Annotated in this window: 22 protein-coding genes and 1 pseudogene; 8 read left to right on the top strand and 15 right to left on the bottom strand. The window is 71.3% G+C overall.

What is annotated here, in order from left to right:
* Positions 1-127: 127 nt before the first annotated feature.
* Positions 128-1486, bottom strand: a complete 1359-nt coding sequence (ftsZ, locus tag V1227_RS36460) for a cell division protein FtsZ (RefSeq protein WP_329789690.1) — start codon at positions 1484-1486, stop codon at positions 128-130.
* 453 nt (positions 1487-1939) lie between these two features.
* Between ftsZ and V1227_RS36455 the strand changes: the two genes are divergently transcribed.
* Positions 1940-2101, top strand: a complete 162-nt coding sequence (locus tag V1227_RS36455) for a hypothetical protein (RefSeq protein ID WP_329789689.1) — start codon at positions 1940-1942, stop codon at positions 2099-2101.
* A gap of 167 nt (positions 2102-2268) precedes the next feature.
* Here the strand turns inward: V1227_RS36455 and V1227_RS36450 are convergent, their stop codons facing one another.
* From V1227_RS36450 to V1227_RS36415, 8 genes are all read right to left on the bottom strand, one after another.
* Positions 2269-3018 carry a cell division protein FtsQ/DivIB gene (locus V1227_RS36450; RefSeq protein WP_329789688.1) on the bottom strand — a complete coding sequence of 250 codons (750 nt, stop codon included), beginning with the start codon at positions 3016-3018 and terminating at the stop codon, positions 2269-2271.
* Positions 3015-4397 (bottom strand): UDP-N-acetylmuramate--L-alanine ligase, encoded by a 1383-nt coding sequence (gene murC / locus V1227_RS36445; protein ID WP_329789687.1) that lies wholly within the window; start codon positions 4395-4397, stop codon positions 3015-3017. The genes V1227_RS36450 and murC overlap by 4 nt, the downstream gene beginning before the upstream one ends.
* Entirely contained in the window at positions 4394-5497 is a 1104-nt protein-coding gene (gene murG / locus V1227_RS36440; protein WP_329789686.1) for an undecaprenyldiphospho-muramoylpentapeptide beta-N-acetylglucosaminyltransferase, read from the bottom strand. The genes murC and murG overlap by 4 nt, the downstream gene beginning before the upstream one ends.
* Before the next feature lie 38 nt (positions 5498-5535).
* A complete protein-coding gene (gene ftsW / locus V1227_RS36435; protein ID WP_442916409.1) occupies positions 5536-7005 on the bottom strand; it encodes a putative lipid II flippase FtsW in 1470 nt (489 codons plus the stop codon).
* Positions 7006-7071: 66 nt separating this feature from the next.
* A complete protein-coding gene (murD, locus tag V1227_RS36430; protein ID WP_329789685.1) occupies positions 7072-8445 on the bottom strand; it encodes a UDP-N-acetylmuramoyl-L-alanine--D-glutamate ligase in 1374 nt (457 codons plus the stop codon).
* Between the two features lie 4 nt (positions 8446-8449).
* Positions 8450-9535: a phospho-N-acetylmuramoyl-pentapeptide-transferase gene (gene mraY / locus V1227_RS36425; RefSeq protein ID WP_090095618.1), complete on the bottom strand. Its 1086-nt coding sequence runs from the start codon at positions 9533-9535 to the stop codon at positions 8450-8452.
* Positions 9532-10992, bottom strand: a complete 1461-nt coding sequence (locus V1227_RS36420; RefSeq protein WP_329789684.1) for a UDP-N-acetylmuramoyl-tripeptide--D-alanyl-D-alanine ligase — start codon at positions 10990-10992, stop codon at positions 9532-9534. The genes mraY and V1227_RS36420 overlap by 4 nt, the downstream gene beginning before the upstream one ends.
* On the bottom strand, positions 10989-12515 hold the full coding sequence (locus V1227_RS36415; RefSeq protein WP_442916408.1) for a UDP-N-acetylmuramoyl-L-alanyl-D-glutamate--2,6-diaminopimelate ligase: 1527 nt from the start codon (positions 12513-12515) through the stop codon (positions 10989-10991). Before V1227_RS36415 ends, V1227_RS36420 begins: the two co-directional genes overlap by 4 nt.
* A gap of 210 nt (positions 12516-12725) precedes the next feature.
* Here V1227_RS36415 and V1227_RS36410 point away from each other — a divergent pair, with 210 nt between their 5' ends.
* Positions 12726-13538 (top strand): universal stress protein, encoded by an 813-nt coding sequence (locus V1227_RS36410; protein WP_236219385.1) that lies wholly within the window; start codon positions 12726-12728, stop codon positions 13536-13538.
* Here V1227_RS36410 and V1227_RS36405 read toward each other — a convergent pair.
* From V1227_RS36405 to mraZ, 5 genes and pseudogenes are all read right to left on the bottom strand, one after another.
* On the bottom strand, positions 13472-14587 hold the full coding sequence (locus V1227_RS36405; RefSeq protein WP_329789683.1) for a putative glycoside hydrolase: 1116 nt from the start codon (positions 14585-14587) through the stop codon (positions 13472-13474). The two genes, V1227_RS36410 and V1227_RS36405, sit on opposite strands and share 67 nt — an antisense overlap.
* 264 nt (positions 14588-14851) lie before the next feature.
* Positions 14852-16762: a peptidoglycan D,D-transpeptidase FtsI family protein gene (locus V1227_RS36400; protein ID WP_329789682.1), complete on the bottom strand. Its 1911-nt coding sequence runs from the start codon at positions 16760-16762 to the stop codon at positions 14852-14854.
* On the bottom strand, positions 16762-17349 hold the full coding sequence (locus V1227_RS36395; RefSeq protein ID WP_329789681.1) for a hypothetical protein: 588 nt from the start codon (positions 17347-17349) through the stop codon (positions 16762-16764). Before V1227_RS36395 ends, V1227_RS36400 begins: the two co-directional genes overlap by 1 nt.
* Entirely contained in the window at positions 17346-18299 is a 954-nt protein-coding gene (gene rsmH / locus V1227_RS36390) for a 16S rRNA (cytosine(1402)-N(4))-methyltransferase RsmH (protein ID WP_329789680.1), read from the bottom strand. The genes V1227_RS36395 and rsmH overlap by 4 nt, the downstream gene beginning before the upstream one ends.
* 167 nt (positions 18300-18466) lie before the next feature.
* Positions 18467-18897: pseudogene (gene mraZ / locus V1227_RS36385) on the bottom strand (division/cell wall cluster transcriptional repressor MraZ).
* A 406-nt stretch (positions 18898-19303) separates the two neighbouring features.
* Between mraZ and V1227_RS36380 the strand changes: the two are divergent.
* The 4 genes from V1227_RS36380 to V1227_RS36365 are packed head-to-tail and all read left to right on the top strand — an operon-like array spanning position 19304 to position 24099.
* Positions 19304-20356 carry an AAA family ATPase gene (locus V1227_RS36380; protein ID WP_374236336.1) on the top strand — a complete coding sequence of 351 codons (1053 nt, stop codon included), beginning with the start codon at positions 19304-19306 and terminating at the stop codon, positions 20354-20356.
* A gap of 2 nt (positions 20357-20358) precedes the next feature.
* A complete protein-coding gene (locus V1227_RS36375) occupies positions 20359-21624 on the top strand; it encodes a DUF58 domain-containing protein (RefSeq protein WP_329789679.1) in 1266 nt (421 codons plus the stop codon).
* A 1-nt stretch (position 21625) separates the two neighbouring features.
* Positions 21626-22954 (top strand): DUF3488 domain-containing protein, encoded by a 1329-nt coding sequence (locus tag V1227_RS36370; RefSeq protein WP_329789678.1) that lies wholly within the window; start codon positions 21626-21628, stop codon positions 22952-22954.
* On the top strand, positions 22888-24099 hold the full coding sequence (locus tag V1227_RS36365) for a transglutaminase-like domain-containing protein (protein ID WP_329794200.1): 1212 nt from the start codon (positions 22888-22890) through the stop codon (positions 24097-24099). Before V1227_RS36370 ends, V1227_RS36365 begins: the two co-directional genes overlap by 67 nt.
* 81 nt (positions 24100-24180) lie before the next feature.
* Here the strand turns inward: V1227_RS36365 and V1227_RS36360 are convergent, their stop codons facing one another.
* Complete coding sequence (locus tag V1227_RS36360; RefSeq protein WP_329789677.1) at positions 24181-24576, bottom strand: DUF3040 domain-containing protein; 396 nt, start codon at positions 24574-24576, stop codon at positions 24181-24183.
* Positions 24577-24857: 281 nt separating this feature from the next.
* Between V1227_RS36360 and V1227_RS36355 the strand changes: the two genes are divergently transcribed.
* Together V1227_RS36355 and V1227_RS36350 are read left to right on the top strand one after the other, a co-directional pair.
* Entirely contained in the window at positions 24858-25364 is a 507-nt protein-coding gene (locus V1227_RS36355) for a hypothetical protein (RefSeq protein ID WP_329789676.1), read from the top strand.
* Complete coding sequence (locus tag V1227_RS36350) at positions 25364-26902, top strand: alkaline phosphatase D family protein (RefSeq protein ID WP_329789675.1); 1539 nt, start codon at positions 25364-25366, stop codon at positions 26900-26902. The genes V1227_RS36355 and V1227_RS36350 overlap by 1 nt, the downstream gene beginning before the upstream one ends.
* Positions 26903-26944 lie beyond the last annotated feature (42 nt).

Genomic DNA, 26944 nt, shown 5'->3' with positions numbered 1-26944 from the left:
CCAACCGGCCCCCACCCACAGGCGGCACAAGCCCGCCCCAGAGCAAGCTGCCGCAGGCGTCCCCGAAAGGAAGACCCCCTGAGCCCAAACGCTACTCAGGGGGTCCGACAAGATCAGCCGACGATCCTCACCGCCGCATGAACGGCGGAACGTCGACCTCGTCGTCCGGGTCGTCGGTGACCGGCACGGGACGGGAGGGAATCGACCCGTTCTGGGCCAGCGACCGAGGCACGGAAGGCGCGTACCCGTTCCCCTGCGAATGCGACGGCTGCGGCGGCACCGAGGTGGGCGGCTGAACCGACCGGACCTCAGCCGGCTGAACCGGAGCGGGCTGAACGTGCACCGGCTGGGCCTGCACGGGCTGGGGCTGCACGGGCTGGGCCTGCACCGGCTGGGCCTGGACGGGCGGAGCCTGCACCGGAGGCGGAGCCACCGGCTGCTGCACGGGCGCGGGCGTGGCGGAAGCGGACGCGATCGGCCCGGAAGCGGTCCTGGGCGGCGAGGACAACGCCGTCGGCTCCAGCTTCTTGTGCGTCGGTCCCCCGCCGTCGAACCCGGCCGCGATCACCGTGACCCGGACCTCGTCGCCGAGCGAGTCGTCGATGACCGTACCGAAGATGATGTTCGCGTCGGGGTGCGCCGCTTCCTGCACGAGCGAAGCGGACTCGTTGATCTCGAAGAGACCCAGGTCGGAGCCACCGGCGATCGACAGCAGCACGCCGTGCGCGCCCTCCATCGAGGCCTCCAGCAGCGGCGAGTTGATCGCCTTCTGCGCGGCCTGGACGGCTCTGCCCTCGCCGCGGGCCGAGCCGATGCCCATCAACGCCGAGCCGGCACCGGACATGACCGACTTGACGTCGGCGAAGTCGAGGTTGATCAGACCGGGGGTCGTGATCAGGTCCGTGATGCCCTGGACACCGGAGAGGAGCACCTCGTCCGCGGAGCGGAAGGCGTCCATGAGGCTGACACCGATGTCGCCCAGCTGCAGGAGCCGGTCGTTCGGGATGACGATGAGCGTGTCGCACTCGTTGCGCAGGGCCTGGATGCCGTCCTCGGCCTGCTTGGCGCGGCGCTTGCCCTCGAAGGAGAACGGGCGCGTCACGACACCGATGGTCAGTGCGCCGAGCTTGCGGGCGATCGAGGCCACCACCGGCGCGCCGCCGGTGCCCGTGCCGCCGCCCTCGCCGGCGGTCACGAAGACCATGTCGGCCCCCTTGAGGACCTCCTCGATCTCCTCCCGGTGGTCCTCGGCGGCCTTGTGGCCGACCTCCGGGTTCGCGCCGGCACCGAGGCCGCGCGTGAGCTCACGGCCGATGTCGAGCTTGACGTCGGCATCGGACATCAGCAGGGCCTGCGCGTCGGTGTTCACCGCGATGAACTCGACGCCCTTGAGCCCGACCTCGATCATGCGGTTGACGGCGTTGACGCCGCCACCACCGATGCCGACGACCTTTATCACCGCGAGGTAGTTGTGCGGGGGCGTCATCGGATCCGCCTTCCTGATCGTGGTCCGCGCTGTGGTGCTGGGTGTGATCCACCCGGATTGCCGCTCCCGACCTCGTCGAGGTCCAGAGTTATGTCAACCCCGTATGTTCCTGCTGGACGGTAAGCACCGGCGGTGCGTCGGTCCAGCAGCCACGCCGCAGAGTCCCAACACTGTGCGCTACTACTCCCCGGTCGTGCCGTCAAGCAGTACGCACGATGACGAGCACGGCGCACCCCAAGCCTAGTCGGACCTCTCACCGGAGATCGTCTCGCCCATGCTTTGGCCGCTTCCACCCGTTTTCCCGAGACGGATTCCGCCCGGCAGGTACCTCGAAATGACACACCGCGGAGCCGGCACCCACAGCTCAGCGGCGGACAGGGACCACCACGCTGCCTTGAGTACTTCCTTCGGGTGACAACGATCCCTGCGGCTAATACCGCCGGTGGCTCTCCGATGAGCACGGTAGTCGTCATCACCAGGAGGCACGTCTTGGCACCCGCACCCGCGTCCGTGCGTTCGCTCGTCTTGGAAGCGATCGTGGTGGAACTCGTCACGAGCAGGCTCGGCAGCCTGGTCGTCCGAGCCGCGCTGACGCGGCTGAGGCCGATCGGCTAGCGGCGAACCCCGGGACAACCCCGTGTGCTCCCCACCGAACCCCTGGTCGAAGTACCGCCGCCCGCGCCGGTTCCCGACGCCGTCGAGGCCGCGGACGCCGCGCCCGTAGGACACGGGTCAGGCCCGGCGATCTGTCGTTCGCCGGGCCTGACAACACAACTGGTGGACTACGAAACCGTGGCCAGGTCCGGCGACGACACGTCGTAGGTCGTGCCCGGCTTCGAGAGCAGCACGAGCAGCACGGCCGCCTTGCGCGGGGTGAGCTCGGAGCTGCCCCACTTCACCACGCGGTCGCCGGTCAGCGTCAGCCTCACGTCGGCACCGGTGGTGGCCGACACCGACACCACGTCGGGCCGCAGCTTCTCCGGCAGCTCGTTCAGCACCCCGACCACGGCGCGCGTGGCCGGGTCCGAGGACGACGGCAGCGTCAGCACCAGTTCGGGAACGCCCGGAGCGGCCGCCGGCACGATCGCGTAGTCCTTGCCCGTCGAGTCCACGAGGTGGAAGCCGTCGGGCATCTTCACCGAGCCGACCGGGCTGCGTTCGGTGAGCAGCAGCCGGACCGTGCCGGGGAGCTGGCGTTCGACCTCCACCGCGGCGACGCGCGGGATGGCGGCGACGCGGTCGTGGATGCCCTGGAGGTCCAGGCGCACCAGCGGTGAGCCCGGTTCGATCGCCGCGATGTCGCGGACCTCTTCCTCGGTGAGCACCGAGTTGCCCCGCACCTGCACCTGCGAGACGCCCAGCAACGGCGTGAAGAAAACGCAGTACACCAACGCGATGACGGACACCAGCGTCAGCAGCGCCACCAGGCGGCGGCGCAGGATGACCCTGCGCCGCGCCCGGTACTCGGCGCTCTTCGGTCTCCGGTTCGCGGGACGAGCTCGCGTGGACCTGCCACGAACCGGGGCGCTCATGCCTGCTCTTCGCCGGCCAGCGCGGTGACGATCTCGGGGCCGAGCATCGTCACGTCGCCCGCGCCCATCGTCACCACCAGGTCGCCCTCGCGCACCAGCGAGGCCACCAGCGGCGGCACGCGGTCGAACGACGGCTCGTAGTGCACCGAAGCCGTGACCTGGTCGGCGACCAGCGCACCCGTCACGCCCGGCTCCGGCTCCTCGCGGGCGCCGTACACGTCCAGCACGACGACCTCGTCCGCGAGCGACAGCGCGGCGGCGAACTCGGTCGCGAACGTGCGGGTCCGGGAGTACAGGTGCGGCTGGAACACCACGACGACGCGGCCGGCACCGGCGACCGGACGGGCGGCGCGCAGCTGCGCGTCGACCTCGGTCGGGTGGTGTGCGTAGTCGTCGTACACCGACACGCCACCGCCACGGCCCTTGAACTCGAACCGCCGCCGCACGCCACCGAACGCCGCGAGGCCTCCGAGCAAGCCCGCCTGGTCCGCGCCGAGCTCCAGTCCGGCCAGCAGGGCGGCCACGGCGTTCAGCGCCATGTGCTCGCCCGGCACCGCGACCCGGACCTCGAGCGCGACGCCGTCGACCTCGACCGACGCGAGGCCACCGGACTCGAGCGGCTTGTAGTCGACCAGACGCGCGTCGGTGGCCGAACGTCCGTACTCGCGCACGCGGATCCCGCGCGCACGGGCCTCGGCGGCCAGCCGGACGGCACCGGGATCGTCCGCACAGGACACCAGAACGCCACCGGGTTGGATCCGCTCCAGGAACGAGTCGAACACGGCCGTGTAGGCCTCGACGGTGCCGTGGTGGTCGAGGTGGTCCGCCTCGACGTTCGTCACGACGGCGACCGACGGCGAGAAGTACAGGAACGAGCCGTCGGACTCGTCGGCCTCCGCGACGAACACGCCACCGGTGCCCTGGTGGGCGTTGGCGCCGGACTCGTTGAGGTCGCCGCCGATCGCGAACGACGGGTCGAGCCGGCAGTGCTGCAACGCCACGGTCAGCATCGACGTCGTCGACGTCTTGCCGTGGGTTCCGGCGACGCACACGACCCGGTGGTCTTCCATCAGCGCGGCAAGCGCTTCGGCGCGGCGCAGCACCGTGATGCCTCGCTCGCGCGCCGCCGAGTACTCCGGGTTCGTGTCCTTGATCGCGGTCGACACCACGACCTCGGTCGGACCGCCGACGAGCTGGTCGAGGTTCGCCGCGTCGTGGCCGACGGCGATCCGCGCGCCCTGGGCGCGCAGGGCCAGCACGGTCCGCGAGTCCTTGGCGTCCGATCCGGACACCTGCACGCCGCGGGCCAGCAGGATGCGGGCGATACCGCTCATGCCGGCACCACCGATGCCGACGAGGTGCACGCGTTCGAGGCTCACTTCTTGATCACATCCAGCACTGTGCGGGCGAGGACCTCGTCCGCCTCGCGACGGCCGGTGCCGAGCGTCGCGGCGGACATCCGGGCCAGCCGGTCGCGGTCGGCCACCAGCGGGACGACGAGCGACGCGACCTTCTCGGGCGTCAGCTCCTCGTCCGGCACCAGCAGGCCACCACCGGCGGCGACGACGGGACCGGCGTTCAGGGCCTGCTCACCGTTGCCGATGGGCAGCGGCACGAACACCGCGGGCAGACCGACGGCCGACACCTCGGCGACGGTCATCGCGCCGGAACGGCACAGCACGGCGTCCGCGGCGGCGTACGCGAGGTCCATGCGCTCCAGGTACGGCACCGGAACGTACGGCGGCCGGCCGGGAACCTGTTGCACCGCAACGGTGTTCTTCGGTCCGTACGCGTGCAGCACGCCGACGCCGGCACGGGCGAACTCGGCCGCCACGGGCGCCACGGCCTCGTTGATCGAGCGCGCGCCCTGCGAACCGCCGAACACCAGCAGCGTCGGCGCGTGCGGGTCGAGGCCGAAGAAGCGGCGGGCCTCGTCGCGCAGCGCGGCGCGGTTCAGCGTCGTGATCGACTGGCGCAGCGGGATGCCGATGATCTGCGCGTCGGCCAGGCCGGAGTCCGGCACCGCCGCCGCGACGTGCTCGGCGAACCTGGCGCCGACCTTGTTCGCGAGACCGGCCTTCGCGTTCGCCTCGTGCACGACGATCGGCACGCGGCCCCGTGCGGCCAGGTACGCGGGCAGCGCCACGTAGCCGCCGAAACCGACGACGACGTCGGCGCCGACGCGCTCCAGCACCTCACGCGTCTGCTTCACGGCACCGCGCACGTTCAGCGGCAGCTTCAGCAGGTCCAGCGTGGGCTTGCGGGGCATCGGCACCGGCGGGATCAGCTCCAGCGGGTACCCGCGGGCCGGAACGATCTTGCTCTCGAGGCCGCGCTCGGTGCCGAGCGCGACGACGCGCGCGTCCGGCCGCAGCCGCATGACCGCGTCGGCCAGCGCCAGTGCCGGCTCGATGTGTCCGGCGGTGCCACCGCCGGCGACCACGACGCACGGACCACTGGGGGCGGGGTGCCCGGTCAAGACTTGCCTCCGGTTGTGTTGAACTCAGGAAATTCGACTCAGTTGTACCGCCCGCGACCGCGGGTCGACCTGCCTTGCTCGGAGCGGCCCTGGTTCACCCGCCGCGTTTCGCGGCGACGGTACTCCGAGGGCGGAGCGGACCTCCCGGCCACACGACGTTCGTCGACCACCGGGAGTTGCTGCGTCCGGCTGCGTCCCGGTGCGCGGGGCGGCGTGGAGGGGCGGACGGGCTTGCGCTTGGGCGGCGGCCGGTACGCCTCGGGCGCGGGCAGCCGCAGCAGCCCGCCGACGCGGCCGGGGCCGAGCGACCGCAGCGCCGACACGGCCTCGGGCTCGTGCCGGGCGCAGTTCGCGAGGATGCCGAACACCACCATGGTCGTGACGATCGACGTGCCGCCGGAGGAGATCATCGGCAGCGTGATGCCCGTGACGGGCAGCAGCCGCACGACGTAGCCGATGTTGATCGCGGCCTGCGCGACGAGCCACACCGTCAGCGTCGCGGCCACGATCCGGATCCACGGGTCGGTGTTGCGCGCGGCGATCCGCAGGCCCACCCACGCGAGCCCGCCGAACAGCGCCAGCACCAGGCCGCAGCCGACGAACCCGAGCTCCTCGCCGATGACGGCGAAGATGAAGTCCGACTCGACGTTGGGCAGGTACCGCCACTGCGAGCTGCCCCGCGCGAGCCCCTTGCCGAACAGGCCGCCCTCGGCGAGCGCGAACATCGCCTGCCGCGCCTGCAGACCCGCGCCCAGCGGGTCGGCGTCGGGGTTGAGGAACGTCGTCACGCGCTGCAGGCGGTACGCGGCACCGATAGCGAGCACGACGGCACCCACCACCGCGCCACCGGCGATCACGCCGAACAACCTCATCGGGGCGCCGACGAACCACAGCAGGCTGATCAGCACCACGCCGAGCGTGATGGTGCCGCCGAGGTCGGGTTGCAGCATGACCAGTGCGAACACCAGCATCGCGACGGGGACGACGGGCACCAGCAGGTGCCGGTACTGCGACAGCAGCGCCCGCTTGGTGACCAGGACGTGCGCGCCCCACAGCGCCAGCGCGAGCTTCACGGCCTCGATGGGCTGGAACGAGATCGGCCCTACGGTGAACCACGACCGGGCGCCACCGCGGACGTCGCCGAGCGGCGTCAGCACCAGCGCCAGCAGCAGCACGCCGATGCCCATCGCGGCCGTCGACAGGTGCCGCAGCCGCCGCAGCGGGAACCGCAGCACCAGCCAGAACAGCACCGAGCCGACGCAGACGTAGATCAGCTGCTTCTGGAACACGCTGTACGCGGACACACCGGAGGCGACCTGGCCCGGCGCCGACGCCGACAGCACCATCACCAGGCCGAGCACGGTGAGCATGCCGAAGATCGCGAGCAGGAGGTGGAAGTCGGCCAGCGGCCGGCCCAGCCACGCGGTCATCCCGCTGCGCACGGAGCCGACGCGGCCCGCGGGCCGGCCCTTCCGCTTGTTTCCCGGCTTGTCTGCGACGACGGTCACCAGATCATCGTCTCCTGTGTCAAGCGCTCGAACGGGGATTCCTGGGGCGTGTCGCCGTTTCGAACCCTACCGGCCGCCCGTGAGGCTCTTCACGGCGTCCGTGAACGCCACCCCGCGGTGCGCGTAGTCGCTGAACATGTCCATCGACGCGGCGGCGGGCGCGAGCAGCACGGTGTCGCCGGGCCGCGCCAGTTCCTGCGCCGCGCGGACCACGGCCTGCATCGGCTCGCCGGTCCCGGCGACGTCGAGGACGCGCACCGGCACGTCCGGCGCGTGCTTCGCCAGTGCGTCCGCGATCGCCTGGCGGTCCGCGCCGATCAGCACGGCTCCGCGCAGCCGGTGGGCCTCCGTGCGCACCATGTCCTCGACCGACGCGCCCTTGAGCAGCCCGCCCGCGATCCAGACGACGCTGTCGAAAGCCCGCAGCGAGGCCACCGCGGCGTGCGGGTTCGTCGCCTTCGAGTCGTTGACGTACTGGACGTCCGCCGCGTCGACGGTGACCAGCACGGCGCGGTGCGCGGCCGGTTCGAACGCTTCCAGGCCTTCGCGCACGGCCTCGGACGGAACGCCGTACGCGCGCGCAAGAGCCGTGGCGGCGAGAGCGTCCGCGATGCCGGGAGGACCGGCCGGGCGGATCTTCGCGACCTCGACCAGCGGCTCGTCGTCGGCGAACGCGCGGTCGACCAGCCAGCCGCCGCGCACACCGAGCTGACCGGGTTCCGGCTCCTCCAGCGTGAACCCGACGCGGTCACGCGCGGGAGCTTCCTCGAGCAGGTCGACGACCAGGTCGTCGTCGAGCCAGCCGATCGCCACGTCACCGGTGAGGACGCGGGCCTTCGCCTGCGCGTAGGCCCGCATGCCGCCGTGCCAGTCGAGGTGGTCCTCGGCGAGGTTGAGCAGCGCGCCCGCCTGCGGCCGCACCGACGGCGCCCAGTGCAGCTGGAAGCTCGACAGCTCCACGGCGAGCACCCGGCGGCCGGCCAGCAGTGCGTCCACGACGGGCAGGCCGACGTTGCCGCAGGCCACGGCGTCCGCACCGGCGGCGTGCAGGATCGACTCCAGCATGCCGACCGTGGTGGTCTTGCCGTTGGTGCCCGTCACCGCGAGCCACACCGGCGGGTCGGCCAGCTCGGCGGCCATCCGCCAGGCCAGCTCGACCTCGCCGATCACCTCGACGCCCGCCGACGCCGCGGCCGCGAGCAGCGGGCTCGACGGCGGCCAGCCCGGGCTCGTGACCACCAGCGCCGTGCCGGCGGGCGGTTCGGCGAGGCCCGGAACCAGCTCCACGCCTTCGAGCAGCGTCTCGAGCGCCGCGAGGCGGTCGGCGGACGAGTCCGTCACCACGACCTCGGCGCCCGCGGCGAGCAACGCCTCCGCGGCGGACCGGCCGGTCACTCCAGCACCGGCGACCAGCACCTTCATCCCGGCCAGCTTCGTCATCGTCCTAGAACCCGCCCGTCAGCCACTCGCTGTAGAAGACACCGAGACCGAACATGCAGCAGATGCCCGCCATCAACCAGAACCGGATGATGACCGTGGTTTCCGCCCAGCCGGCCAGTTCGAAGTGGTGGTGGAACGGCGCCATGCGGAACAGGCGCCGTCGTGAGGTGCGGAAGACCGCGACCTGCAACGCCACCGACAGTGCCTCGACCACGAACAGACCGCCGATGACGATCATCAGCAGCTCGGTGCGGGTGGCGATCGCGAGACCGGCGACGAGGCCGCCGAGCGCGAGGGAGCCGGTGTCGCCCATGAAGATCTTGGCGGGGGCGGCGTTCCACCAGAGGAAGCCGATGCAGCCGGCCATCGCGGCCGCGGCGATCACCGCGAGGTCCAGCGGGTCGCGGACGTCGTAGCAGCCGGCGACGGCGTAGCTCGAGCAGTTGTAGCGCCACTGCCAGAACGAGATCACGACGTACGTGCCGAACACCATGGCGGACGAACCGCCGGCGAGGCCGTCGAGGCCGTCGGTCAGGTTCACGGCGTTCGACCACGCGGCGACCATGCCGTAGCAGAAGACGATGAACCCGATGACGCCGAACGAGACCACGGTGATGTCGCGGACGAACGACAGGTTGACCGACGCGGGCGTCAGGCCGTCCTTGTTCGGGAACTGCAGCACCAGGATCGCGAACGTGATCGTCGCGATGAACTGGCCGACCAGCTTCGCGGTCTTGTTCAGGCCCAGGTTGCGGGACTTGCGGATCTTGATGAAGTCGTCGAGGAAGCCGACGAGCCCCAGCGAGGTCGTCAGCATCAGCACGAGCAGGCCCGACGCCGTCGGGGTCTGCCCGGACGCCGAGGCCGACATCGAGTTCACGAGGTGCGTGCCGAGGTAGCCGGCCCACATCGCGACCAGGATGGCGAGGCCACCCATGGTCGGCGTGCCGCGCTTGGTCTTGTGGTGCTGCGGACCGTCCTCGCGGATCTCCTGGCCGAAGCCCTGCCGGGAGAAGATCTTGATCAGGTAGGGCGTCAGCAGGATCGACACCGCGAGGGCGATCGCTGCCGCGATCAGGATGCTCTTCACTTGGTTCCTGCCTCCAGCAGGGCCTCGGCAATGCGCCACAGGCGATAGGCGTTGGATGCCTTGACCAGCACTACGTCACCGGGCCGGACTTCCCCCTGGAGCAACGCGACAGCGGCGTCGGCGTCCGGCACTGCGACGGATTCGTCGCCCCAAGATCCTTCCAGGTGCGCGCCCTGGTGCATCGGCCGGGCCGCCTCACCGACGACGACCAGCTTGCTGATGTCCAGGCGCACCACCAAACGGCCGATCTCGTCGTGCTCGCGCACCGCGTCGTCGCCCAGCTCCGCCATCGGGCCGAGGACTGCCCAGCTGCGCCGCGCGGGCGTGGTCGAGCGCGCGATCGACGCCAGCGCCTTCAACGCCGCCCGCACGGAGTCGGGGTTCGCGTTGTAGGCGTCGTCGATCACGGTCACGCCGTCCGCGCGGTCCGTGATGACCATGCGGTGCGCGGAGACCCTCTGCGCGCTGCCGAGCCGCTGGGCCACTTCCTCCGGCGTGGCACCGAGCTCGAGCGCGATCGCGGCGGCGACCAGCGCGTTGGCGACCTGGTGGGTGCCGTTGACCGCGAGCTTGACCTCGGCGTCGCCCCGCGCGGTCTTCAGCGTGAAGCTCGCACGGGCCTGCTCGTCCAGCACGATGTTCTCGGCGCGGACGTCGGCCTTCGGGTTCTCCCCGACGAGGACGACCTTGGCCTTCGTGCGGCTCGCCATGCCGGCGACCAGGGGGTCGTCGGCGTTGAGGATGGCGACGCCGTCCTCGGGCAGCGACTCGACCAGCTCGCCCTTGCCCCGCGCGATCCCCTCGCGGGAACCGAACTCGCTCAGGTGCGCCGTGCCGACGTTGAGCACCGCGCCGAACTTCGGCGGGGCGACCTCGCACAGGTTCGCGATGTGGCCGATGCCGCGCGCGGACAGCTCCAGCACCAGGAACCGGGTGTCCTCGGTCGAGCGCAGCGCGGTCCACGGGTGGCCCAGCTCGTTGTTGAACGACTCCGGCGGCGCCACGACGTCGCCGACCGGCCGCAGCACCTGGGCGATGAGGTCCTTCGTGGACGTCTTGCCCGCCGAGCCGGTGATGCCGATGACCGTCAGGTCCTCCAGGCGGTCCGTGACGTGGCGGGCCAGCTTGGCCAGCGCCTCGAGCACCGCGGCGCCCTCGCCGTTCGTGTCGCCGGCGAGCACGTAGGCGTTGGCGTGCCTGGTCGGCACCGGCGGCGCGATCACCGCGGGGGCGTCGACCTCCCGGCCCGCCAGCACACCGGCGGCGCCCGAGGACACCGCCTGCGCGGCGAAGTCGTGGCCGTCCACGCGTTCGCCGGGCAGTGCCAGGAAGAGGCCGCCCTCGGTGATCTTGCGGGTGTCGAACTCGATGGTGCCGGTGACCACCGGACTGCCGTCGGTGGCGTGCAGGCGTCCGCCGACGATCTCAGCGATCTCGGCGAGCGTGAGTGCGATCAACGGTGCGCCTCTCTGATGGCGGCGGTCAGCGTCTCGACGTCCGAGAACGGGTGGACCACGCCGGCGATCTCCTGTCCCGTCTCGTGCCCCTTGCCCGCGACCACGACGACATCCCCCGGACGTGCCAGCTCGACGGCCTTCTCGATCGCGAGCTTCCGGTCGCCGATCTCCAGCACCTCGCCCCGGTTCGCGGTGGCGAGAGCGCCTTCGAGCATGGCGGCCCGAATGGAGGACGCTTCTTCGCTCCTCGGGTTGTCATCGGTGATGATCAACACCTCGGCGCGTTCCGCGGCGGCCTCGCCCATCAGCGGGCGCTTCGCCCGGTCGCGGTCGCCACCGCAGCCCAGCACGACGATCACGCGGCCGTCGGTCTTGGCGCGCACGGCGTCCAGTGCGAGCGCCACGGCGGCGGGCTTGTGGGAGTAGTCGACGACGGCGGTGAAGTCCTGGCCCTCGTCGACGCGCTGCATGCGGCCGGGGACCCCGACGGTGCTCAGGCCTTCCCGGATCGCCTCGGCCGCGACGCCCTCGGCGTGCAGGCAGGCGATGGCGAGCAGGGCGTTGGCGACGTTGAAGCTGCCGGCGAGCGGGAGGTGGATCTCGATGTCGCCGTCCGGACCGTGCGCGGTGAACGTCTGCTCGCCGGTCGCGCTGACGACGACGTCGCTCGCGGTCCAGTCGGCGGGCCCGGTGGTGGAGACGGTGATCGTCGTGTCCTTGACGAGCCTCGGGCCCCACTCGCCGTCGACGCAGACGACCTCCTTGCGCGCGCGGCCGTCGAACAGCTGCGCCTTGACCTGGAAGTACTCCTCCATGTCGGCGTGGAAGTCGAGGTGGTCCTGGCTGAGGTTCGTGAACGCGCCGATCTCGAACTCGGTGGCGGCGACGCGGCCCATGTGCAGCGCGTGGCTCGACACCTCCATCGCCACGTCGGTGACGCCGCGTTCGGCCATGACCGCGAACAGCGCCTGCAGGTCCGGCGCCTCGGGCGTCGTGTGCGAGCTGCCGAGCTGCTCGGTGCCGATGCGGGTGCCGACCGTGCCGATCAGGCCGGTGTTCCTCCCGGCGGCGCGCAGCACCGACTCGATCATGTACGTGGTGGTGGTCTTGCCGGACGTGCCGGTGACCCCCCACAGCTTGACCTTCGTCGACGGCTGTCCGTAGACGTGTGCGGCGAGCAGGCCCACGACCTCGCGAGGTCGCGGGTGGATGAGCACGGGCACGTCCTTGAGCGAGTCGCGGGCGGCTCCGGCCTCGTCCGTCAGCACGGCGACGGCACCGTTCGCGATCGCCGTCTCGGCGAAGTCGGCACCGTGCACGTGGGCACCGGGCAGCGCCGCGTAGAGGTCCCCTGCGATCACGTGCTGTGCACGCAGAGTCACCCCCGTCACCTGGACGTCGGCATGCGCCGGCCTGGTCAGGTGCACGTCGGCGACCGCGGCGAGAGCAGCCACGGAAGCAGGGCGGATGGCGTTGGGGCGGGGCGGGGCGGTCGCGACCTTGCCCTCGAGCTTGGCAGGCACGGGCAAGAGGCTACCGGCGGGCGTGCGGCGCCCGAGCGGCGCGTTGGCGTTCGGGTGATGATCGCCGGTCGTGGACCGTTCGGGTGGCCGTTCGCGCTGGTTCTCGCGGGCGAGCCCGTCCGGCCGAACAAGTTCCTGCCCGCTTCGTGACTTAGTGCCCTGTGAGCGCACGTGCGCCTGCGGTGGAGTTGAGGGCGGCAGGAGGCGGCAATGAGAACTCGTACGGCGGTCGATCCCAGGAGGTTCTCCTTCTGGTCCCCCGATTTCAGCCGGTCCGTGACGGTCGGCGTCGACACGTCCGAACCCGCGTACCACGCTTTCGAATGGGCGGCGCGCCACGCGTGGTCGCTCAGGACGGACCTTCAGGTGTACCTCGCGGACCCCGGCGACACGACGGTCCAGCGGGTCCTGGAACGGCTCCCGATGCTCACCGCGCACTTCCGCCCGAGCGGCGACGATCCGGTGGCCGCACTGGTGGGGGCGTCGGACTCCAGCGCGACCTTGGTCTTGGGGTGCAGAGGAGAACAGCACCGCAGCCTGGGTCTGGGGTCCCTCGTCCTCCCGGTGTTGCGCCGCGCGCGGTGCGGCGTCGTGGTCGTCCGCGGCCGCCCGAAGGCGATCCGCGGCGAGTACGGCTGGGTCACCGCGGCCGTCGGCGGGTGCGAGGACGCGGTCGTGCTGCGGCGCGCGGTCGAGCTCTGCCGCACCCGCCGGGCGTCGCTGCGGCTGCTGCACGTCCACCCACCGGCCCAGCACGGCGGGACCGCGCCGCGCGACGAGGCGGCGGTGCGCCGGGCGGTGCTGCTGCTGCGCACCACGGCCCCCGAGCTGACCCCCGAGGTCCTGGTGGAGTCACGCCACCCGCACGAGGCCCTGGCCGATCTGGACTCCGACCTCGTCGTGGTGGGTCGCGGCGGACAGCACGACGGGGTCGGGCTCATCACGCGGGCGGCGCTCTACCACGCCTCGTGCCCGGTGATGGTCGCCCGGCCGGAGCCGGTGCACGACGACCGCACGCCCTGACAGGCCTTGCGCAGCACGGATCCGCTCGTCCCCGGCAACGCCACGGAACTGACCGGCGCACCGCGCTCGTTCTTCTGGGCCTCGGAGAGCCTCACGGTGACGGGGGCGCTGCCGGTCCTGTTCGCGTTGACGATCACCGTGCCGCACTCGAAGTCGCGCCGGTGCACGTTCTCCGCCACCTCGCGGTGCGGGCCGAGCGGGTCGCCGAGCTCCCAGTCGTACTCCGCGCGCCACGGCGAGGGGTTGCCGTAGCGGTCGGTCTGCTCGATCTCGGAGATCGCCGTGCGGGACCCGGCGGCGAGCAGGTAGCTCGCGAAGGCGTAGCGGAACGGCTGTTCGGCGCCGCTGTGGTGCGGCTGCACCCAGGTGGTCCTGCCCTTGGCCTCGTTCGCGGTGATCTGCGCGATCTGCCTGCTCCAGCCCTGCGGGTACTCGGAGAGCAGGTCGGTGTCGCCGAAGGTCAGCCACCACTCGTCGAAGCCGCCGTCGAGGTGGTCGACGTAGGAGTCCCAGGCGCCCTCGTGCAGGCGCGCGCCGGACAGGTTCGCGACGGTCTCGAGACCCGCGTCGACGAACTTCTGCCTCGTGTTCGCGAGCATCGAGACGTACGCCTCGCGCATCGCCGCGTCGGTCGGGTACGCCGCCGGGCAGGCGCCCGGGTGGTAGGTGTCGCAGGCGAACAGCGCGTTGTCCATGAACACGCCGTCGAAGGCCTTCGCCGAGGACGCGACCACGTTCTCGGCCCAGGCCTTCTGGTAGGCGGTGTTGCCGACGTCCATCTGCCAGTGGTCGCGGTAACCCTCGTACTCGAACCGCCGGCCGTCGGCACCGCGCAGGAACCAGGAGGGGTCCGCCTCGCAGTACCCGACCCCGGTGGGGAGGTCGGCGTCGTCGACGCCGTTCTCGCAGGCGTAGCCGCGGGTCGAGGAAAGGTCTTTGTAGACGAACGTCCTGATCTTCGGGTTGGCCGCCTTGAACTTCGCGGCGAGGTCCTTTTCCCAGGCGTTCACGACGACGTACGAACGCCTTTGCGCTTCCAGTTCGATCATTGCACCCGAAACGGGAGTGCTGTTCAGGTGGAGCCAGAACGAGTGGACGACTGATCCTTCCTCACCTTGCTGAACAGCGGGAACGGGAGTCACCGCCAGATTCCCGCCAAGATCGTGTCAACGGTGGAAGACACGTAGAACCCCATCTCGCCTCATGCTCCGGTTCAAGAGCATCAGACGTGATGGTCCGCGTCTCATTTCGAATTCTTGTTCACATGAACAGTTGCTTGTCCTGTTGTCACGCCTGGGCGTGGCTCAGGTCACCTACATCTGCAGCTGCACGAACGGCGTCTGCTCCGCCGACATCGGCACCTGGAACCGCTGCGTCAGGTAGGCCGCGATGTCGTGGAACAACGGCGCGGCCGACGAGCTGAACGGGGTGCCGTCCGGCGCGTCGAGCATGATGCCGACGACGTAGCGCGGGTTGTCGGCGGGGAGGATGCCGGCGAACGTGATCCAGTACTGCGACTGGGAGTAGCACTTGCAGACCGGGTCGATCTGCTGCGCCGTGCCGGTCTTGCCCGCGATCTGGTAGCCGGGCAGCGCCGCCGCCTTGCCGGTGCCGTTCTGGTTCGCGTCGCGCGGATCGGACTGCGTCACCGAGCGGAACATGTCCCGGACGGTCTTCGCGGTCTCCGGCGACACCACGCGCACGCCCTCGGGGCGCGGCTTCTCCGACCGCGCGCCCTCCTCGCCGATCTCGGCGCGGATCAGGCGCGGCGGGATGCGCAGGCCGTCGTTGGCGATGGCCTGGTACATGCCGGTCATCTGCAGCAGCGTCATCGACAGGCCCTGGCCGATCGGCAGGTTGCCGAAGGTCGAGCCGGACCACTGGTTCAGCGGCGGCACGACGCCGGACTCCTCCGCGGGCACGCCGGACTGGGTGCGGCGCCCGAGGCCGAACTTCTGCAGCATCTCGGCGTAGCGCTCCTGGCCGACCTGCTGCGCGGCCTGCAGGGTGCCGACGTTCGACGACCTCGCGAAGACGCCCGTGAACGACATCGGCACGGTGCCGTGCGTCCACGCGTCGCGGATCACGCGGTCGGCGACCTTGATCGAACCCGGCACCTGCAGCACGTCGTCCGGCTTGAACAGGCCGAGCTCGATGGCGGCGGCGGCCGTCACGATCTTGTTCACCGAGCCGGGTTCGAAGTTCGACGAGACCGCGCCGTTGCGGCGCTGGTCCTCCGAGGACTTGCCGAAGTCGGCCGGGTCGTAGGTCTTGTCGTTGGCCATGGCGACGATCTCGCCGGTGCGGCTGTCCAGCACGACCGCCGACGCGTTCTTGGCACCCGACTTCTTCGCGTAGTCGGTGACCATGCGCTGCACGGCGTACTGGGTGTCGATGTCGATCGTCAGCTCGAGGCTCTTGCCCGGCTGCGGCTTCACGAGCTCGCGTTCGGTGTTCGGGATGACGACGGTGTCGTCGCCCGACATCGTGTCGACGATGCGGCGGCCCATGCGGCCGGCGAGCAGGTTGTCCTGCGCGCTCTCCAGGCCGAGGATGCCCTGGGTGGTCGGCGGCTTCTCGTCCTGGCGCCAGTTGGCGGCGCCGATGACGTTCGAGGCCAGCTCACCGTTGGGGTAGATGCGCTTGGAGCGGTACTCCGAGCCGATCTCCGCCGGGTACTTCTCGACGATCTTCGCGGCCTTGGCCGGCTCGGCCTCGCTCACCAGGACCTCGTAGCTGATGTCCTGCACGAGCTGCTGGTAGATCGTCTCCTCGTCGGTCTTCTCGCCGTTGACCTCCGGGCCCAGCGTCGACGAGATGAACTTCGCCATCTCGCGCGCGTGGTCGTCGTAGGACAGCGGGTAGTCCGCGGGCTTGGCGGCGCGGGCGTCGTCCCACGTCTTGCGGGCGCGCTGCGGGAGGATGTAGAGCGCGCGCACCTCGATCGAGAACGCGAGCTGGTTGCCGTTGCGGTCCAGGATGGAGCCGCGCTCGGCGGGGATGTCCTGCCGCGTCGTGCGCTGCTTCTGCGCCTGCTGCGACAGCTCGTCGGCCTGGATGCCCTGCACCTGCACGAGCTTCACGCCCGCGATCAGCAACGCACCGATCAGCAGGATGCGGCCGACGGCGATGCGCACCCTGCTGTTGCCGCCCAGGCGCGTGGCCGGGCGAGCGCCGCGCACCGACAGCGGGCGGCGCGACCCCTTCGACTGCGGACCCGGCATCAGCCACCCGCCGGAGGCGTCTGGCCGGCGGGCGGCGTCTGACCCGCCGGAGGCTGCTCACCGGCCGGCGGCGGAGGCGTCTCGGGGGACGGCGGCGGGGTCGGCGTCGGCTTGGTCGGCGCGCTCGGCTTGCCGAACTCCTCGATCGACCCGTCCGGGTTCTGCCGCAGCCGCGCCGGGCTCGGCGGCTCGACGAGGCCCATCTCGGTGGCCCGGCGCGCGAGGTCGGTCGGCGACTCGAGCAGCGCCACCTCGCGGCGCAGCTGCTCCATCTGCAGCGTCAGCTTCTCGGCCTCGGCGCGCGCCTCCTGCAGGCGGTACGTGTCCGCGGCGGCCTGGGTGGAGAAGTACATGATCCCGGCGACGCCCGCGCCCAGCACGAGCATCACGAGCACGACGAACGGCGCCTTGGACACGGCCTTCTGCGGGGCGGCCGAACCGCTGCGCAGGTTCTGGGCGCGCTGGGCCCGCCGCGCGTAGGCGCGTTCGGCACCGGCTGTGCGGCGCCGCGCCTTGTCCTTGTCCTGGCGCTTGTTCCTGGAGGGGTCGCGGGGCGACGGCCCGCCGACGCGTGCGGGTGCCGTCATCTCGGTTCTCCGATCCGCTCCGCCGCGCGCAGGCGCACCGGCGCCGCGCGCGGGTTGTCCTCGATTTCCTGCTCCGACGCGAGCTCCGCGCCCTTCGTGAGCAACTTGATCTCGGGCCCGTGGCCCGGCAGCTCGACCGGCAGGCCCGGTGGGGTCTTCGACTTCGCGAGCTCGGCGAAGGCCTGCTTCACCATCCGGTCCTCGAGGGACTGGTAGGACTCGACGACGATCCGCCCGCCCACGCCCAGCACGCCGAGCGCGGCCGGCAGGGCCAGCCGCAGCGACTCCAGCTCCCCGTTGACCTCGATGCGCAACGCCTGGAACGTGCGCTTCGCCGGGTGCCCGCCCGTGCGCCGCGAAGCCGCGGGCACGACGGCGTAGAGCAGCTCGACGAGCCGCCCGGAGTTGGTGAACGGTTCCTTCTCGCGTTCCTTGAGCACGGCCGAGGCGATCTTGCCCGCGAACCGCTCCTCGCCGTAGGTGGACAGGATCCGGGCGAGGTCGCCGTGGGAGTACGTGTTCAGCACGTCCGCCGCCGTCATGCCGGTGCCCTTGGACATCCGCATGTCGAGCGGGGCGTCCTTCGAGTACGCGAAGCCGCGCTCCTCCTCGTCGAGCTGCAACGAGGACACGCCGAGGTCCATCAGCACACCGTCGACGCGCGAGTACCCGAGGTCGGCGACGGCCTCGTCGATGTGGTCGTACGTGACGTTGACGAGGTGGACCCGGTCGCCGTGGCGCGCCAGCCGCCTACCCGCCATCTCGATGGCCTGCGGGTCGCGGTCGAGCCCGATGAGCGTGAGCTCCGGGTGGGCGCCGAGCAGCGCGTCGGAGTGGCCGCCCATGCCGAGCGTCGTGTCGACGACGACGGCGGGCCTGCCCCGCAACGCCGGGGCGAAGAGTTCCAGGACGCGGTCCAGCAGCACCGGAACGTGCCGCGGCTGATCCATCGTCCCTCTACTCCCCTTAATGCGCGATCGGGTGACGTCAGGTCCCCGCCCGCCCGTCGAACCTGGCGCCGGGGAAGGTGCGCCAGGGCCGATACTCGAGCGGACCGAGGCCTCACGGCACCCGAGTCGCGTGTGGAACATCCGGCCTGTTGCTCGGCTGACCGCCATCAGAAGACGCCCGGTATGACCTCCTCGCGAGCCGTGGCGTAGCCGTCCTCGTGCTCTTCGAGATAGGTCTGCCAGGCCGCCGCGTCCCAGATCTCCAACCTGGTGAACGCGCCGACGACCACGCACTCCTTGGTCAGCCCGGCATACCGGCGCAGTTCCGGTGCGATCAGGACGCGGCCCTGACCGTCCGGACGCTGCTCGTCCGTACCTGCGAACAGATACCGCTGGTAGGCGCGTACGGCGTCGTTGGTGAACGGCGCCTCGGCGACCTTCCTCGCCATCTGCTCGAACTCAGCCCGGGGAACACGTACAGGCAGTGGTCCTGGCCCTTGGTGACCATGAGACCTCCCGCCAGCTCGTCCCGGAACTTCGCAGGCAGTGTCAGCCGACCTTTGTCGTCCAGACGCGGGTAGTGAGTGCCGAGGAACATCGGCAGCCACCTCCCTTGCCGGACGACGAGACCGGCAGTGGAGCCCCCGTCTGCCCCACCGGCCGCCACAGTACCCCACTTTTCACCACAGTCAACGCTGAAACAGGCGCTTACACACCATGCCGCGGCCTGTTTCCGCTGGTAGACGAAGTGGAGCGAGGTGGGGGGACGGTGGGGGAACTCGTGCGGCACCACCTTCGCGGGTGAGGGTTCAGCCCCCGTAAAGCACTCGAACGGCGTACAAATTTCCGTCGAAACACGGGGTTCGGGCGCGTTGGTGGGGGAAGGTGGAAACTGGTGGAGCGAACCCGATGCGGCCCGCAGGTGTAGGGCACTTAGCCGTGGTTTGACACACTGCGTGAAACGCTCACACGTCCGTGTTCCGGACACGGCTGCTGGAGGTTTAGTGACGCCGGGAAGCCCAAGCGCGAACAGCCACGCGCCGGTAGATCAGGTTCTGGGGGAGCTTCACGGCGCCGTCCAGCGGATCGCCGCCAACGTCGAACGGGTGCTCGTCGGCAAACCCGACGTGGTCCGTCTCGCCCTCGTGACGCTGCTCGCCGAAGGGCACCTGCTGGTCGAGGACGTGCCGGGTGTCGGCAAGACCTCGCTGGCGAAAGCGCTTGCCCGTTCGATCGACTGCACCGTGAGCCGCGTGCAGTTCACGCCGGACCTGTTGCCGAGCGACATCACCGGCTCGTCCATCTACAACCGGCAGGAGAACGACTTCGAGTTCCGGCCGGGCCCGATCTTCGCGAACATCGTGGTCGGCGACGAGATCAACCGCGCCTCCCCCAAGACGCAGTCCGCGCTGCTGGAGTGCATGGAGGAGCACCAGGTCACGGTCGACGCGAACACGTACCCGCTGGGGTCGCCGTTCATGGTGATCGCGACGCAGAACCCCGTGGAGATGGAGGGCACCTACGCCCTGCCGGAGGCGCAGCGCGACAGGTTCACCGCGCGCGTGTCGATCGGCTACCCGGACCCGCAGGCCGAGCTCGCGATGGTCGACGAGCACGCGGGCCACAACCCGCTCGACGACCTGCGGCCCGTCTCGGACGCGGCGCAGATCCTGCGGCTGATCGAGGCCGTGCGCCGGGTGCACCTGTCCCCCGAGGTCCGCCGGTACGCGGTCGACCTGGTGTCGGCCACGCGCCGGCTGCCGGAGCTGCGGCTGGGCGCGTCCCCGCGGTCCACGCTGCACCTCGTCCGCGCCGCCCGCGCGCAGGCGGCGCTCGCCGGTCGCGACTTCGTGGTGCCGGACGACATCCACGCGGTGTCGATCCCGGTGCTCGCCCACCGCCTGGTGCTGACCGCCGAGGCGCAGGCCGCCCGCCGGTCCCCCGCCGAGCTGATCAGGGCGCTGCTGCAGCGGGTGCCGGTGCCGACGGCGGCACTCGACCCGAGCGCGGCGTTCGTCCGCAGCATGAACAACAACAACGCAGGGACACCACGCTAACGATGCGCACCGCACTCTCCGGTCTGACCACGCGCGGAAGATGCTTGCTGGCCGCGGGGTTCGCCGCCGGAGTGTGCGCCGCCGTGCTGAACGAGCGCGACCTGCTGCGCGTGGCGGCCTTCGTCATCGCGCTGCCGCTGCTGGCCGCGTGGCTCGCGACGAGGGCCAGGGTGGGGTTGCACGCCGCCCGGTACCTCGCTCCGAGCCGGGTTCCGGTCGGCGCCGCCTCCGAGGTGAAGCTCGACCTGCGCAGCACCGGCCGGCTGCCCACGGGCGGGCTGATGCTCGAGGACACCGTGCCGTACGCCCTGGGCGCGCGGCCGCGGTTCCTGGTGGAGCGGCTGCCCCGCAACACGCCCACGACGTTGCGCTACCCGCTCAAGCCGGTGATGCGCGGCGTCCAGCAGGTCGGCCCGCTGATGGCGCGGATCACCGACCCGTTCGGCCTCGCCGAGTTCGACCGCGAGCTCGCGGGCCGGTCGCGCCTGGTCGTGGTGCCCCGCGTAGTCCGGCTGGCCGGGCTGCCCGGCGGGTCCGGCATGGGCGCGGGTGACGACGGCTCGGTGCGGCTGCGCGCCGGTCAGGGCGAGGACGACGCGGTGGTGCGGCCGTACCGCCAGGGCGACGACCTGCGGAAGGTCCACTGGCGGTCGACGGCCCGGCGGGACGAGCTGATGGTGCGCGTCGAGGAACGCCCGTGGCGCGGCGGCACGACGGTGCTGCTCGACCACCGGGTGCACGCGCACCGTGGCAGCGGACCGACGGCCTCGCTCGAATGGGCGATCTCGTTCGTGGCGTCGATCTGCCTGCACCTGCACCACTTCGGCCACCAGGTCCGCCTGGTCGCCGAGGACGGGCGGGTGCTCGCGGGCGGGTCGGCCGACGGCGGGCACAGCGACCACGTGGTGCTGGACTCGCTCGCCGCGCTGCAGGGCTCGCACCGCCGTGAGCTGAGCGGCGGGATCGACCCCGGTGCGGGCCAGGAGGTCATCGCGGTGCTGGGCGGCGTGTCCCCCGCCTCGGTCGAGGAGCTCATCCGGTACCGGCCGCGCGGCATGCGCAGCCTGGCCGTGCTGCTCGACGTCAACGCGTGGTCCGGGGGCACGGACGCCTCGGCGCCCGACCCCGACGACGCGCGGCGGATGCTGGCCGGCGCGGGCTGGGGCGTGGCGATCGCGAAGCCGTCCGCGTCGATGCAGCAGGTGTGGCAGGAGTTGTGCGCCTCGGCAGGCAACCGGGGTCCGTCGGTGCGCTCGGAGGTGGGCTGAGATGGGAAGCCGTTCCGCTCCAGCGAAGGGCACCGAGCCCGAGTGGTTCACCTCGGCGACGCCGTGGATCGCCGCTCTGGCCGTGCTGTGCGCGTCGACCGCGCTGTCCGGGGTCATCGAGGGCGACCTGTGGCTCGTGCGCATCGGCGTGGTGATCGTCGCGATCACCGTGACCGGGGCCTTCCTGCGCGCGACCCGGCTGACGCCGCCCCTGGTGGCGATCGCCCAGGTCTTCGTGCTGCTGTGCCTGCTCACGGCGTTGCACACGCGGTCGGGCATCTTCCTGTTCATCCCCGGCCCCGAGGCGCTGGGCGACCTGGGCGACGTGCTCGCGGAGTCGGTGGCACAGGTGCAGACCGGGGTGCCCCCGGTGCACGCGTCGCCCGCGATCCAGGCGCTCGTGGTGCTCGCGATCGGCCTGGTCGCGGTGCTCGTCGACACCCTCGCCGTGGCGGCGGCCGCTCCGGCGGCGTCCGGGCTGGTGCTGCTGTGCGTGTTCGCGGTGCCCGCGTCGCTGGCCGACGAGATGCTGCCGTTCTGGACGTTCGTGCTGGGAGCGGCCGCGTTCGCGATGCTGCTCGCGGTCGACGGCCAGCACCGGCACGAGGCCTGGCGCGGCCGGCTCGGGTCCGGGTCGGCGAGCGGGTCCGGCGGGTCGGCGACGACGGTCGCGAGCATCGCGATGGTGATCGCGCTGGTCGTCGGGGCCGGCTTCACGGTCGTCGGCACGGTCGGCAGGCTCCCCGGCGGCGGGTCCGGTGGCGGCGGCAAGGGCGGCATCGGGCTGAGCGAGATGACGTCGCTGCGCGGCATGCTCAACCGCGGCAGGCCCGCCGAGGTGTTCTACGTGCGCGGCCTGCCGGAGCAGACGTACATGCGGGCGTCGACGCTGGCGCAGTACGTGCCGAACAAGGGCTGGGAACGCGGCACCCCACCCGGCGGCCAGCCGGCGCGCGGTGAGCTCCCCCGCAGGCGGGCGACCGCGGCGAGGGCAAGACGACGCGGATCAACATCGAGCCGCGCGACTGGCGGAGCTTCTGGCTGCCGACCTACGGCGCCGTGCGCCGCATCGACACCCCGGACGACGACTACCGCTTCGACGCCAAGAAGGGCGTCATCTACACCGAGCGGGAGCGCGAACCGGCGTCCTACGAGATCGACGCGGTCCTGTCGACGCCCACCAAGCAGGCGCTGCGGCTGGCGCCCTCGCAGAAGAACGCGGTCGAGTCCGAGTACTACAAGTTCGACGGCGTCGAGCAGGAGGTGGTCGACCTCGCGAACAAGATCGTGGAGGGCGCCACCAACGACTTCGACAAGGCCGCCAAGCTGACCGAGTTCTTCAACAGCCCCACCACCGACTTCAAGTACGAGCTCAAGACGCAGGGCGACGTCAACAGGGACGCGCTGACCGACTTCGTGCTCAGGAGCAAGGTCGGCTACTGCGAGCAGTTCGCCTCCGCGATGGCCGTGATGGCGCGCGTGGTCGGCCTGCCCTCGCGCGTGGCGATCGGCTTCACCGCCGGTGTCGCCGCCGCGGACAACGCCTACCGCGTGATCAGCACGGACGACGCGCACGCGTGGGTCGAGATCTTCTTCCCGAACCACGGCTGGATGACCTTCGACCCGACCCCGATCTCCGACGGCCGCGGCGTCGTGCCGCCGTACCTGCGCGAGACCGCGCCGGGTGGCGAGGAGGTGCCGACCGCCGAGACGACGACCGAGTCGGTGGCGCCGTCCACGTCCGGCTCGGCCCAGGCGTCCGCCTCGCCCGACGGCGAGGACGGCGACCAGGGGCTGCCGCAGGCGCAGGCCGAGGGGCCACCGCCGTGGCACCTGTGGGCGCTGGGCGTGGTGCTGCTGCTGGCGGCGCTGCTGTCGGCGTTCCTGGTGCTGGCGCTGCTCGGCGTGATCGGCGCCGGTCTGCTGGGCGTGTCGTGGGCGCGCAAGCTGCTCATACCGGCGGTCGCCGGGTTGTGGCTGATAGGCGTGGGTCTGGCGGCGGCGTTGCTCTCGTGGTGGCTCGCGGCGGTGCTGGTGCTGGCGGGTGTCGTGCTGACACCGCTGCTGGTGCGCGGCGTGCGGCGGCGCAACCACCTGCACGCCGTGGCGGCGCTCGGTCCGGGGGCGGCCACGGCCGCGTGGAGCGAGCTCATGGCGGAGTCGATCGACCGCGGCGCGGCAGTGCCGGCGGCCGAGACGATCAGGACGGCCGCCCGCCGGTTGGCGCGCGAGCACAACCTGGACGAGGCGGGCAGGGACGGGCTGCGGTCCGTGGTCGGGTCGATCGAACGGTCCTGGTACAGCGCGAACCCGGTCGCGGACGCGGGCCTGCCCGGTGCGCTGGCCGCGGTGAGGCAGTCGCTGAAGAAGAACGCCCCGCTGTCGTTGCGGGCGAGGCTGTTCCCGAAGTCGGTGCTCAGGCCCGCCCCGGCGCCGGTGGCGGAGACGCCCGAGCGCGAGCCCGCCGGGGTCTGACGGGGAGTCCGGGAAGGCAAAAGCGATGGGCCCGCTCCCCTGCCGGGGGCGGGCCCATCGCACTTCAGCTTCGTCGGTCGGCTACTGCTCTTCGTCGAAGCGACGGCGGAAGCGCTCTTCCATCCGTTCGGAGAACGAGCTGCGGCTGCGCGCTGGCTTGCCGTCCTCCTGCGTTCCCTCGGCGACCTGGTCACCGCGACGCAACGTCGTCAGGGTGATGAGCGCACCGAAGAACATGAGCAGGAAGCCGAAGACGCTCACCACGGGAATGCTGGCGATCGAGAGCTGCGGCAGCATCACTCCGGTGATGAGCGCGGCCACGCCGACCACGAACAACACGATGCCCTGCACGCGGCGTCGCTTGGACGGCCGCCGCAACTTGGCGCCCCGTACGGTTGATGCGAACTTCGGGTCCTCGGCGTAGAGCGCGCGCTCGATCTGGTCGAGCAGTCGCTGCTCGTGCTCGGAGAGTGGCATCGTTCCTCCTCCGGCACAGCGGTCGCGGGCGCCGGGTGTTCGCGGTTTCCGCCGAACCCGGCGGACGACCCACCCTGGGGACGTCACCTTCCAGGATACGAGTCGCGCGCCCCGGCGACTACCCAGTCGGCCGTCTCATGCGGTCTGTTCTGTCACCATCATCCTCCTGGGGCAGTGGTGAGGCCTTCGTGAGGCACTTCCGGAGCCTTGTGGCCTGCCGTTCACGCGCCGTTCGGCGGCGTGATCCGCCGGGGACAGCCCCGCTTGCTCGGATCAGCCGCATGACCCAACTCATCGTCAACGGCGCCGCCGAGCAGGGCCTGACCGGCTGGCTCACGGTCGCGGGTGCCCCGGTCGTGCTGCGGTACGACGCCGGCCAGGGCTATCCGGGCCCCGGCGACCCCGGGCCGGCGGAGCGCGGCGCGTCGTTCTTCGGCGGCGGCGACACGCCTCTGAGCACCCTGCGGCAGAGCGTGGCGCTGCCGCGGCGCGCGTCTCGTTTCGCGGTCTCCGCCTGGCTCGGCGGTTACGCCTCGCAGCAGGACGGCGCCCGTCTGTCGGTCGAGTTCCTCGACGCGGGCGGCACACCGCGCGGCCTGGTGGTGCTCGGCCCGGTGACCGCCGAGGAGCGCTCGGGCCGCACCGGCCTCTTCGAGCGCACCGCGAGCGGCACCGTGCCGCCGGGCAGCCGCACCGCCGTGGTGACGCTGCAGATGACCCGATCCGGTGGCGGCACGTCGAACGACGGCTACGCGGACAACATCTCGTTCACGGTGGAGGACCGCTGATGCTGAACCGACGTGATCTCCTCCGGGCCGCGGCCGCCGCCTGCGCTCTTGGCACCGTGTGGCCGCTCTCCGCCGGTTTGTCACCCGCACAGGCGCACGCCGCCGCACTGGACCTCGGCGCCTCGTGGGACGCCGCGCCGTTCACCCTGGGCGTCGGCTCCGGGGACCCGTTGCCCGACAGCGTGGTCCTGTGGACGCGGCTCGCGCCGGAACCGCTGGCGTTCGAGCAGCCGCTGCCCGAGATCGTCGAGGTCGAATGGACCGTGGCCCTGGACCGGACGATGCGCTCGCGCGTCGCTTCGGGCACCATCGCCGCGTCGAACCTGTTGGGGCACAGCGTGCACGTGCCGGTCCACGGACTCCGCGCCGGCCGAACCTACTACTACCAGTTCTCGGCGCTCGGCAAGCGTTCGCGCGTCGGCCGCACCCGCACGGCACCCGTCGGCCCGGTCTCGAAGGTGCGCTTCGCGACGGCGAACTGCCAGGCGTTCCACGACGGCTTCTACGCGGCCCACCGCGGCATCGCCCGGGAGAACCTCGACTTCGTCGTGCACCTCGGCGACTACATCTACGAACACGGCCAGGTCGGCGGCGCACACGTGCGCGACCACGAGGGCCCCGCCGTGCTGTCCCTGGCGGACTACCGCCGCCGCCACGCCCTCTACAAGGGCGACCCGTCGTTGCGCGACGCCCACGCAGCCCACCCGTTCTACCTGACCTGGGACGACCACGAGGTCGTCAACGACTACAGCGGCACCGAGGGCGCCGCACCGTTCGTGAAGCGCCGGGCCGCCGCCTACCAGGCCTGGTACGAACACCTCCCCATCCGCTCGGGCAGCGCACTGGAACCGCGGATCCACCGCCGCCGCGAGTGGGGTTCCCTGCTCGACCTGACCGTGCTGGACCTACGCCAGCACCGCTCGGCGCAGAACCTCGCCAACGGCACGATCCTCGGCGCCGAGCAGAAGAAGTGGCTGCTCGACGGCATCTCCGGCGCCCGCGAGGCCTGGCAGGTGTGGATCAACTCGATCATGCTCTCCCAACTCGCCCGCCCCGGCGGCGGCTACTACTTCACCGACCAGTGGGACGGCTTCCTGTCCGAGCGCCGCGAGGTGCTCGGCCACGTCGCCACCACGGGCCTGGAGGACCTGGTCGTCCTGACCGGCGACTGGCACTCGGCGTTCGTGGACGACATCCGCCCGGACTTCGACGACCTCTCGTCACCGGTGATCGGCACGGAGTTCACCGCGCACTCGATCACCTCCGGCGCCTACTCGCCGGAGTGGAACGCGGTGAACGGTCCGGTGATGGGCGCGGCCAACCCGCACCTGAAGTACTTCGAGGGCAACAGGTACGGCTACGACGTGTACGAGGTGACGCCGCGGCGGTTCACCACGCACATGAGGGTGATCGGCGATCGGCGGGACGCTGCTTCGCCGGTCACGACGTTGACGACTTTTCATGTGGATCGGGGGAAGGCGGGGAGTTTCGAGGATCCGGCGACTGCTGGGTCTCCGGCCCAGTACCGGCGTCCTTGAGGTAGGTGGGGGCGGCTTGGGTGGGCCCCTCGGGCGGGCGCG

The sequence above is a fragment of the Lentzea sp. DG1S-22 genome (genome assembly GCF_036321065.1).
In the GTDB taxonomy this organism is placed as follows: domain Bacteria; phylum Actinomycetota; class Actinomycetes; order Mycobacteriales; family Pseudonocardiaceae; genus Lentzea; species Lentzea jiangxiensis.
Note: the sequence above shows the minus strand (reverse complement) of the source record. Positions and strands in the feature narration are given on the sequence as shown.

Coding starts and splice junctions, on each gene's coding strand:
- ftsZ (WP_329789690.1), bottom strand. CDS start 1,486: ATGACGCCCCCGCACAACTACCTCGCGGTGATAAAGGTCGTCGGCATC.
- V1227_RS36455 (WP_329789689.1), top strand. CDS start 1,940: ATGAGCACGGTAGTCGTCATCACCAGGAGGCACGTCTTGGCACCCGCA.
- V1227_RS36450 (WP_329789688.1), bottom strand. CDS start 3,018: ATGAGCGCCCCGGTTCGTGGCAGGTCCACGCGAGCTCGTCCCGCGAAC.
- murD (WP_329789685.1), bottom strand. CDS start 8,445: ATGACGAAGCTGGCCGGGATGAAGGTGCTGGTCGCCGGTGCTGGAGTG.
- V1227_RS36410 (WP_236219385.1), top strand. CDS start 12,726: ATGAGAACTCGTACGGCGGTCGATCCCAGGAGGTTCTCCTTCTGGTCC.
- V1227_RS36405 (WP_329789683.1), bottom strand. CDS start 14,587: ATGATCGAACTGGAAGCGCAAAGGCGTTCGTACGTCGTCGTGAACGCC.
- V1227_RS36400 (WP_329789682.1), bottom strand. CDS start 16,762: ATGCCGGGTCCGCAGTCGAAGGGGTCGCGCCGCCCGCTGTCGGTGCGC.
- V1227_RS36395 (WP_329789681.1), bottom strand. CDS start 17,349: ATGACGGCACCCGCACGCGTCGGCGGGCCGTCGCCCCGCGACCCCTCC.
- rsmH (WP_329789680.1), bottom strand. CDS start 18,299: ATGGATCAGCCGCGGCACGTTCCGGTGCTGCTGGACCGCGTCCTGGAA.
- V1227_RS36375 (WP_329789679.1), top strand. CDS start 20,359: ATGCGCACCGCACTCTCCGGTCTGACCACGCGCGGAAGATGCTTGCTG.
- V1227_RS36370 (WP_329789678.1), top strand. CDS start 21,626: ATGGGAAGCCGTTCCGCTCCAGCGAAGGGCACCGAGCCCGAGTGGTTC.
- V1227_RS36360 (WP_329789677.1), bottom strand. CDS start 24,576: ATGCCACTCTCCGAGCACGAGCAGCGACTGCTCGACCAGATCGAGCGC.
- V1227_RS36355 (WP_329789676.1), top strand. CDS start 24,858: ATGACCCAACTCATCGTCAACGGCGCCGCCGAGCAGGGCCTGACCGGC.
- V1227_RS36350 (WP_329789675.1), top strand. CDS start 25,364: ATGCTGAACCGACGTGATCTCCTCCGGGCCGCGGCCGCCGCCTGCGCT.